The sequence below is a fragment of the Methylobacterium sp. CCH5-D2 genome, assembly GCF_001556475.1.
Classification (GTDB): Bacteria; Pseudomonadota; Alphaproteobacteria; order Rhizobiales; family Beijerinckiaceae; genus Methylobacterium; species Methylobacterium hispanicum.
This window is the reverse complement of sequence record NZ_LSIX01000339.1, coordinates 1-8,812: the sequence shown is the minus strand read 5'-3', so window position 1 is coordinate 8,812 and position 8,812 is coordinate 1. Positions and strand designations below refer to the sequence as shown.

The 8,812-nt window shown below is 70.2% G+C and carries 9 protein-coding genes and 2 pseudogenes; 5 read left to right on the top strand and 6 right to left on the bottom strand.

What is annotated here, in order from left to right; all coding sequences use genetic code 11:
* From AX737_RS08950 to AX737_RS08930, 5 genes and pseudogenes are all read right to left on the bottom strand, one after another.
* A pseudogene (locus AX737_RS08950) lies at nt 1-447 on the bottom strand (histidine kinase); the annotation flags it as partial.
* Nucleotides 448-701: 254 nt separating this feature from the next.
* Entirely contained in the window at nt 702-1,613 is a 912-nt protein-coding gene (locus tag AX737_RS08945) for a cation diffusion facilitator family transporter (protein ID WP_066920698.1), read from the bottom strand.
* A 55-nt stretch (nt 1,614-1,668) separates the two neighbouring features.
* On the bottom strand, nt 1,669-2,940 hold the full coding sequence (locus AX737_RS08940) for a sodium:proton antiporter (RefSeq protein ID WP_066920696.1): 1,272 nt from the start codon (nt 2,938-2,940) through the stop codon (nt 1,669-1,671).
* Between the two features lie 323 nt (nt 2,941-3,263).
* Complete coding sequence (locus AX737_RS08935) at nt 3,264-3,779, bottom strand: YetF domain-containing protein (RefSeq protein WP_066920694.1); 516 nt, start codon at nt 3,777-3,779, stop codon at nt 3,264-3,266.
* Between the two features lie 91 nt (nt 3,780-3,870).
* Nucleotides 3,871-4,215, bottom strand: a complete 345-nt coding sequence (locus AX737_RS08930; RefSeq protein WP_245293416.1) for a hypothetical protein — start codon at nt 4,213-4,215, stop codon at nt 3,871-3,873.
* Between the two features lie 306 nt (nt 4,216-4,521).
* On the opposite strand from AX737_RS08930, the gene AX737_RS08925 reads away from it, so the two are divergent.
* The 3 genes from AX737_RS08925 (at nt 4,522) to AX737_RS08915 (ending at nt 6,361) form a co-directional block, all read left to right on the top strand.
* The gene (locus tag AX737_RS08925; protein ID WP_245293415.1) at nt 4,522-4,983 is read left to right on the top strand and encodes a PRC-barrel domain-containing protein; all 462 of its coding nucleotides are present in this window, start codon (nt 4,522-4,524) and stop codon (nt 4,981-4,983) included.
* Between the two features lie 26 nt (nt 4,984-5,009).
* On the top strand, nt 5,010-5,294 hold the full coding sequence (locus AX737_RS08920) for a hypothetical protein (RefSeq protein WP_066920691.1): 285 nt from the start codon (nt 5,010-5,012) through the stop codon (nt 5,292-5,294).
* Nucleotides 5,295-5,401: 107 nt separating this feature from the next.
* The gene (locus AX737_RS08915) at nt 5,402-6,361 is read left to right on the top strand and encodes a mechanosensitive ion channel family protein (RefSeq protein ID WP_066920689.1); all 960 of its coding nucleotides are present in this window, start codon (nt 5,402-5,404) and stop codon (nt 6,359-6,361) included.
* Between the two features lie 9 nt (nt 6,362-6,370).
* Here the strand turns inward: AX737_RS08915 and AX737_RS08910 are convergent, their stop codons facing one another.
* Entirely contained in the window at nt 6,371-7,141 is a 771-nt protein-coding gene (locus AX737_RS08910; protein WP_066920687.1) for a potassium channel family protein, read from the bottom strand.
* Nucleotides 7,142-7,416: 275 nt separating this feature from the next.
* Between AX737_RS08910 and nhaA the strand changes: the two genes are divergently transcribed.
* Nucleotides 7,417-8,589: a Na+/H+ antiporter NhaA gene (gene nhaA, locus AX737_RS08905; protein WP_197430511.1), complete on the top strand. Its 1,173-nt coding sequence runs from the start codon at nt 7,417-7,419 to the stop codon at nt 8,587-8,589.
* A gap of 75 nt (nt 8,590-8,664) precedes the next feature.
* Nucleotides 8,665-8,812: pseudogene (locus AX737_RS35660) on the top strand (DUF2254 domain-containing protein); the annotation flags it as partial.

Here is an 8,812-nt window from a genome sequence, read left to right as displayed (position 1 = left end):
GTCCCGTCCGGTGGCCTTGCCGCGCGCGTAGCCGCCCATCACGAAGAGCTGCCGGCCCACCGCCTCGCGGTGGTAGTCGCGCTCCCCCATACCGTAGGACCCCGGCGCGGCCCCGCGGCTGTTGCAGATGACGCGGCCGTCGGGCGCGGCCAGGGCGAAGGCGAGAACGCTGGGCATCCGCGCGGCAGCGCGACGGAGATAGGCGGTGCAGCCGACCGCGTCCCGGGCCTTGACGGTGGGATCCTCTGAAACGAAGTCGAGGGCTTGGCGAACGCCCTCGGCGATCTGGGCCAGGGTCTGCCCGACGCCGCGGGCGGTCGCGAGCGCATCGACCCGGATGGCGGCGTCGCGGCTCGCGCGCAGGGCGTACTCGTTGTAGCCCTGGATCGCCAGCGCAGGGGCCAGCGCCAGCAGGACGAGCAGCAGGATGCGGGTGGTCAGCGTCACGCCGTCCGGTCCCCGCCTTCCACGATGCCGCGTTCCCGAAAGGTGGGGACCAGGGGATCGAGGGGGACCATCGTTACCTGCATGCCGTTCCCGCTTTGTGCCGGGACGCGACCCGATACCACCCCGACCCCAAGCCGCGACGGAGGGGTGGGTTCCCTCTCGTCCCACCGGTCTTGCCACTCAGGGCATCGAGGTCACGCCGACGTCTCATCCGCGCGGGATGCAAGGACACGGACCGCCTTTGTGCCGTAGTTTCACGGCCCGCCGCGGGCCGCCATCAGGTACACGTAGGCGAGGCTCGGCAGGCGTGACCGCAGGCGCCCGTGCGTCTCGTCGAGAACGGCGTCACGATCCTCGGCGGAGGTCCCGTCGCGAAAGCCCAGGACCATGGCCAACACCACGCTGTCGGTCCCGATCTGCAGGCTGCGCACATCCTCGATCCGCGCGATCCGACCGTCCTGCGCAACGAGTTCCCGCGCCTTGGTGAGGAGCGCCGCAGAAGCGCTCTCACCGATCAGGAGGCTGCGGGTCTCGCGCGCGAGCACGACCGCTACGCCGACGAGGAGCAGGCCGATGGCGAATGAGGCCACTCCGTCCGCGCGGGGCTCGTCGAACCCCTCGGACACCGCCACGCCGATGGCGGCCACTACGAGGCCGGTCAGGGCCGCGCCGTCCTCCAGGATGACGGTGAAGGTGGTCGGGTCCTTGGACCGGCGCAACGCCGACCACATCCCGACATCGGCGTGCCGCCTGCGCATCTCGCGCCACGCTACGCCGAACGAGTAGCTTTCGAATACAACGGCGAGCCCCAGGACGGTGTAGTTCACCCAGGCGTCGCGGATCGGCTCGGGGTGCCGGATCTTCTCGACGCCCTCGTAGATGGCGAAGGCCCCGCCGAGGCTGAAGATCAGCAGGGCGACGACGAAGGACCAGAAGTACAGTTCCAGGCCGTAGCCGAACGGGTGGGCCTCGTCGGGCGGTCGCTTCGCCCGGTGCATGCCGTAAAGCAACAGGCCCTGGTCGACCGTGTCGACGAGGGAGTGCAGGGCTTCGGTGAACATGGCGCTCGACCCGGTGTAGAGCGCGGCGCCGAACTTGGTCACGGCGATGGCGAGGTTGCCGCCAAGGGCGGCGTAGACGACGGTGGTCGAACCATCCCGTTTCATGGCTGGCGCTCCGGAGGGGCGGGTTCGGGAAAGGTGGCGAGGCCGGTCGACGTCGTCAGGCGGCGTCCCGCTCCGGCAGATCCTTGAGTGTCCGGCGTGCCACCATGCCCAGCGTCGAGCCCTGAACGACGATGGTGAACAGCACCACCGCGTAGGTCGCCGCGAGGATGGCCGGCTTGGCGTCGCTCTCGGGGACGGACAGGGCCAGCGCCACGGAGATGCCGCCGCGCACGCCGGCCCAGGTCAGGAACGGCACGTTGCGCGCAGAGAGGTTGCCGCCCCACCGGAAGGCGAGGAGCGGCGTCGAGACCGCCGCGAGCCGCGCGACCAGCACGATGGGGAGGGCGCACGCGGCGAGGACGAGCCCTCCGGCCTCGAAGCGCAGAACCAACACCTCCAACCCGATCAGCAGGAACAAGACGGAGTTCAGCACCTCGTCGATCAGGGTCCAGAGCGAGGATACGTAGCCCTGCGTCTCCTCGCTCATCGCGTCGCGCGGCGCCCGGTCGCCGACGAGCAGCCCCGCCGCGACCACTGCGAGCGGGCCGCTGAAGTGGAGCTTCTGCGCGAGCGCGTAGGTGCCGGCGACGAGCGCGAGGGTGATCAGCACCTCCACGGGGAAGTCGTCGATGGCCCGCATGGCGCGGTAGGCGACGTAGCCGGTGGCCACGCCGAGAACGAGCCCACCGCCGGCCTCCTGCAAAAGAAGGCGGGCAACGCCGCTGGCGCTCGTGGCCTCGACGCCCGACCCGGCGGCGAAGGCGACGAGGACCGTGAACAGTACGATGCCGATGCCGTCGTTGAACAGGGCCTCGCCCTGCATCTCGACCTCAAGCGCCTCCGGCACCTTCACATTCTTGAGTGTGGCCAGCACCGCAACCGGGTCGGTCGGGCTGATCAGCGCCCCGAACACGAGGGCCCAGGCGAGGGGGACGGGCTGGCCGAGGGCGTCAGCCGCGGACCAGAAGGCGCCGCCCACGATGGCGGTCGAGATCAGCGTGCCGACGAGGGCGAGCGTCGCCACCGCCCAGGCGCGGTCGCGGAGCGCCCGCAGGTCCAGGCTCATGGCGCCGGCGAACAGCAGGAAGGCCAGCATGCCGTTCATCACCACGTCGGTGAAATCGACCTGACGGAGGATCTTCGTGAGATCCTCGTAGAGGTGCTGCTGGGGGAAGGCGAGGTCGAGGCCCACCAGGGCGAGCGAGGCGAGCAGTCCCATCACCAGCAGCCCGATGGTATGCGGCAGCCGCAGGAATCGGTGGTTCAGCCAGCCAAACAGTGCCGACAGGGTCAGCAGCAGGGCGGCGAGGTCGAAGATGGAGATCACGGACGGCCCCCGCCCAGGCCGCAGGCGGGTGCGGGGGCATCTTGGTAAGTAGGCTCAACGCGCTTGTACCCGTTCGGTCGCGCCGACGGCCGAGAGTAACGCTTTGGCGGCGACGACGTCCCCGGTCTTCCGCGGCGGCTTAGGCGTACGAGCTCAGGGTGGTGGTCTGAGCCGAAGGCGTCGAGGCATTCGACCGAGACCGCCGCGAAACCGCCCTTTTAGGAGCAACCACACCGCCCACCATTCGGTCGGAACCGGCGGAACGAGACTCGCGGCAGCGAGGGTCCCGGCAAACACGGTCACCGTGAGGCGTGCGAGCGCCGTCATGAGCGGGGCTGGTCCGCCCCCGGCTGCGAGACGCCGTCCAGCCCGTACCCGCGCCCGGACAGGGCCTTCAGCACGCTGATCGACCCGTCGGTCTCAAGCACCACCGCGGCGGCCTGCGAGAGGTCGTCGAGCCCCTCGGAGCGCAACGCCGCGAGGACGTCGTCCCGGGTCATGCGCTGGCGGCGCATCGCTCCCTCGACCAAACGCCCGTCATGGGCGAGCAGGGTCGGCTCCGCCTTGACCCTGGGGGAGCGCACGCTCGACCACGTGATCAGGAACTGGAGTCCGATCAACGTCCCCAGGGCGAGCACGCCTTCCAGGAGCGCCACCGACTTGGTCAGCACGATGGAGGACAACGTCGAGCCGAGCGCCACGGTCACGACGAGGTCGAAGGCGTTGAGCTTGGTCAGGGTGCGCTTGCCGGAGATCCTGAGGAACAGCACGAGGGCCAGGTAGGCCAGCGGCCCGACGACCACGACCCGGAGCAGGCCGTGCCAAGTGTCGAAGAACATCGACGGGGACCTTTCGGATCCTCGACCGTGGGCTGCGCCACCGCGTCGGGCAAGTCGGGACGCCGGCCCGCACGGGCGCGGGAACCGGTCGTCAGCGCATGTCCTTGGGCAGGTGCTTGACCGGGTTCGTCCCGCCTCCCTCGCCCTTGATCTGGACCGCCCCACCCGACTTCATCACGTCCGTCGAGGACTGGATGGCGCTCGGCGGAGCGACCTGGCCGGACGACTGGTCGCGCGGCGCGGCGCCATTGTCCTTGTCCTTCACCGTCGACGTCCCGGGCGGAAGGGTTCCGGCCGTCGGCTGGTCGATGGCGCTGCCGGCCGACTGCGCGGCGGCCGGCAGCGCCGAAGTCACGACACCCGAGAGCACGGCGACGGCGCCGGCAAGCAGGATGGCCGCGGTACGACCGGACGGGAGAAGTCGATGGGCGGTCATCAAGATGCCTCGCTCCGTATCTGTGCGCCCGTGCTACGGGCATGCCGGACTGCAAGCATTCCCCGCACGGCTTGGTTCCTGGCGGGACAGGACGTGAAACCCCGCTGGCCCGCACCAGCCGCTCGAAGGCGGTGTTCCGGTCGCACGTGGCCGGCCGGTGGCTCCCGTATGGATGAACCGCCGCTGAACGGTTTCCGGCATCGCACGTTACCGACCGCGATCACGCGTCCGAGGGGGACGCGCCGCAGCCCTCCGCCGACGGGCCCAGGCCCGGCCGTCGGAGGCATGGCTCAGGGAGTTTCCAGCGTGAAGAACACCGTCCTCGCCGCACTTGCCATCGCCTGCATGTCCGTGCCTGCCCTGGCCCAGACGACGCCGTCGGCACCGGCCCCCGGCACGGCGATGCCCGCCGCCACCGATGCCGGCACCGGCATGAAGATGGCCGACACCGCGACGGTGAAGCTCAAGTACGTCACGGTGAAGCCCGCCGACGTGATGTCGTCGAAGCTCGTCGGCACCACCGTCTACAACAACAAGAACGAGACCGTCGGCGAGGTCGAGGATCTCGTGATCGAGAACGGCAAGACGCTGACCGGCGTCGTCGTCGGCGTCGGCGGCTTCCTTGGGCTGGGCGAGAGCTACGTCGTGCTCGACCCCGCGACGCTGGCCATCAGCAACAAGGACGGCAAATGGGCGGTCCACGCCGACACCGATAAGGACACCCTCAAGAACGCGCCGAAGTTCGAATACTCGAAGAAGAAGAGCTGACCCGACACATCGAAGGAGAGACCATCATGAAGCATACCCTCCTCGCCGCGGCGCTGCTGGCCGGCCTCGGCCTCGCCGCTTCGACCCTGCCGTCGTCGGCCCTCCACATGAACGCCGCCGGTGTGGCGGCCTCGAACGGCAGCGATATCGTCCAGGTCCGCATGTCGCGTCGTGAGATGCGACGCCATCGGATGATGCGCCATCGCCACATGCGGCAGGGTTCGGCCAGTCGCGGCAATGCCGGCATGCCCTCGCGCAGCAGGTTCGGCGGGCAGCAGTACGGCCAGACCACCGGCGGCCCGCGCCGCTGACCCTGGAACCCGCCCGCTCCGCGGCGGCTCGAAGCCGCCGCGGGTGACCATGCGCCGCCGGATGGCCCGACCGCCTCCGGCGGCTTTCCCTTGCTCCCTGGTACCCCATGATCTTTTCCGAAGCGCTCGGGCGGCTCGAAGAACTCGGTCGCTCGGCCGTGGCCCTCCTGCCGGGGCTCGCCGTCGCAGTCATCCTGTTCGGTCTCGGCCTGCTCGTCGCACGCGGCGTGCGAGCCGCGGTGCGCCGGGCGGCCGCGATGCGCGACGCTTCGCCGGGCTCGGCGGCGGTGCTGGGCCGCATCGCGGGCGGGGTAACCGTCCTCGTGGCGTTCCTGGTGGCCGCGTCCGTGGCCTTCCCGTCCGTCTCGGCCGCCGACCTGTTCAACCTGCTCGGCATCGGCGGCGTCGCCATCGGCTTCGCTTTCCGCGACGTCCTCCAGAACCTGCTCGCCGGCATCCTGATCCTGCTGACTCGGCCCTTCGTCATCGGCGACCAGATCCGGGCCGGATCGCACGAGGGCACCGTCGAGGACGTCTGGGTGCGGGCCACGGTGCTGCGCACCTATGACAATCAACGCGTGCTGATCCCGAACGCCACGCTATTCGTGGACAAGATCACGGTCATCACCGCGCATGACAAACGACGCCTCGCCTTCCCGCTCACCATCGGCAACGGCGACGACATCCGCGAGGCGCGCCGGGTCATCGTCGAGGCGCTGAGGGGAACCGAGGGCGTGCTGGCCGACCCGCCGCCCGAGGCCCTGGTCACGGGCCTGGGCGCAGCGGGCGTCGACATGACGGCACGACTCTGGATCGACCCGCCCCGGCGGCGCGACGCCGTCGACGCCCTCGATCACGCCATCGCCAACGTCAAGGACGCGCTCACCGCCGCCGGCATCGACCTGCCATACCCGACCAGCCAGGTGCTGTTCCACGACCAGACCGAGGAGACCGACGGCGACCGTTCGCGCCAGCGCGAGGGCTGGCCCGCCAGCCGGAATCCCCCGCGGGCGCGTTGGCAGGTCATGCGGGAGGAGAAGGCGGCCGATGGGGAGGAACGCGCTTGAGCGCCCGCCTCAGTAGGCGCCCTCGTCGGGGATGTTGAGGCCGGTGCCGCAGGCCTTGCAGTGCACAGCGTCCGTCTCGTGCCGCTGCAGGCCGCAGGTCGGGCAGGGGAAGCGCACCTTGTAGGGCCGGAACAGCACCTGGGCGAGGCGCAGGAACAGCGTGACGCCGCAGATCATCACCACGACCGAGACGAGACGGCCGCCGGTCCCGTGCAGGGTGACGTCGCCGTAGCCCGTCGTCGTCAGTGACGTGACCGTGAAGTAGAGCGCGTCGACGTAGTTGCCGATGGCCGGGTTGCGCCCGTGCTGCGTGGCGAAGACGATGCCAGTCATCACGAACACGAACACCGCGAGGTTCACCGCCGCGATGATCACCTCCTCGTTGCGGCGGAAGAACGGGAAGTCGGCGCGCAGGCGGTCGAGCAACTGGTAGGTGCGCAGCAGCCGCAGGGTGCGCAGGATGCGCAGGAAGCCCGCGCCCTCGCCGACGATGGGCGCCAGGAACGAGGCGATGGCGGCGAGGTCGGCCCATGTGGTCGGACGCAGGAACTCGCGGCCCGGCCGCGGGCAGATGGCCAGCCGGGACAGAAAGTCCGCGGTCACCGCCGCCCCGATCAGCACGTCGACGCCCTCGACAAGCGGTTCGCGCGGCATGAACGAGGAGACCACGATGAAGAGGAGAGTCGCGAGGTCGAAGGCGAGCAGGCCGTAGCGGAAGCGGTGGGCGCGGTCGGTGTCGCCCTCGTACAGGGTCCGAAGCCTCTCGGTCAGGTGTGTCATGCGCCTGGAAATGCTCGCTCGCGGGTCTCGGTTTGCGAAACACGTAACGCGGACGCGGTTCCGGTAACCTGAACGGGTCGCCGGCCGTCGTACCCGCCTTATGGATCCGGTGAGGCGTAGGTTGTGCCTGCCGGGCTTCGGTGCGATAGCCCCCCTCAGGGTGCGCGGTCCTTCGGTCGGACCGGCAGGACGAGCGCTGGTCGGGCCGCCAGCGCCGGAGACCCGTGCCCGTGTCGTCCTCCCCCCATGCCGTTGCGCGGCCCCGCCGCCGTCCGATGTCAGCCCTGCGCGACACGCTCGTCAGCGAGGCCGGCGGCGGCCTCGTCCTGATGGCGAGCGCAGTGCTCGCGCTCGTGGTGGCGAACTCTCCGCTCGCCGACACCTACTTCGCCGTGCTCAAGGCCTATCTCGGCCCGCTCAGCGTGCTGCACTGGATCAACGACGCCCTGATGGCGGTGTTCTTCCTGCTCGTAGGGCTGGAGATCAAGCGCGAGATGCTGGACGGTCGCCTGCGCACCTGGCCAGACCGGGTGCTGCCGGGGCTGGCCGCGGCGGGGGGCATGGCCGCCCCGGCCCTCGTCTACGTCGCCGTGAACTGGTCCTCGCCCGAGACGCTGCGGGGCTGGGCGATCCCGGCCGCCACCGACATCGCCTTCGCCCTCGGCGTGCTGGCGCTGCTGGGATCGCGGGTACCGGTGTCGCTGAAGGTCTTCCTGACGGCGCTCGCCATCCTCGACGACCTCGGCGCGGTGCTCATCATCGCGGTGTTCTACACCGCCGACCTGTCGCTGCCGATGCTGGGCGGCGCCGCTCTGGTCCTCGCCGTGCTCTACGGGCTGAACAAGGCCGGCGTGGCGCGCCTCTGGCCCTACCTCCTGCTCGGCGTCGTCCTCTGGATCCTCGTGCTCAAGTCGGGGGTGCACGCCACCGTCGCCGGGGTGCTGCTCGCCATGACGGCGCCGTTGCGGCTGAGCGTCGGCAAGCCCGACGACCCGATTTCGCCGCTGCACATCCTCGAACACGCGATCCAGCCGTGGTCAGCCTACCTGATCCTGCCGGTCTTCGGCTTCGCCAACGCCGGCGTGTCGCTGGCCGGGTTCACCCCGCACATGCTGCTCGACCCGGTGACGCTCGGCGTGGCGCTCGGCCTGTTCCTCGGCAAGCAGGCCGGCGTGTTCGGGCTCGTGCTGGCCGCGGTGAGGCTCGGGCTGGCGCAGCGCCCGGCCCATGCGACCTGGGCGCAGGTCTACGGCGTCTCGCTTCTCTGCGGGGTCGGCTTCACCATGAGCCTGTTCATCGGCCTGCTGGCCTTCGCGGAAGCCCCGGCCCTGGAGGCCGAGGTCAAGATCGGCGTGCTCGCCGGCTCGGTCGCCTGCATGGTGGCCGGGGCTCTCGTCCTCCTGGTTGCCACCCCGAGGGAACATCGCACGCGGCGAGACCTTGCCTGAGCCGGGACGGGGGCATGGGTAGGGCCCGGGTAGAGCGGGTCGCCAACGCCCGGGCAGCAGGGAAAGAGGTTGCCGATGAGGGCAAGGGTACGAGCCTGGATCGAGTTCCTGGGCGACCAGTTCTGGCTGCGGCCGGCGCTAATCGTGCTGGCCTGCATCGGCCTAGCGCAGGTCGCCGTGTGGCTGGAGACCGCGCAGATCGCCGGCCACGACCCGTCCTCCC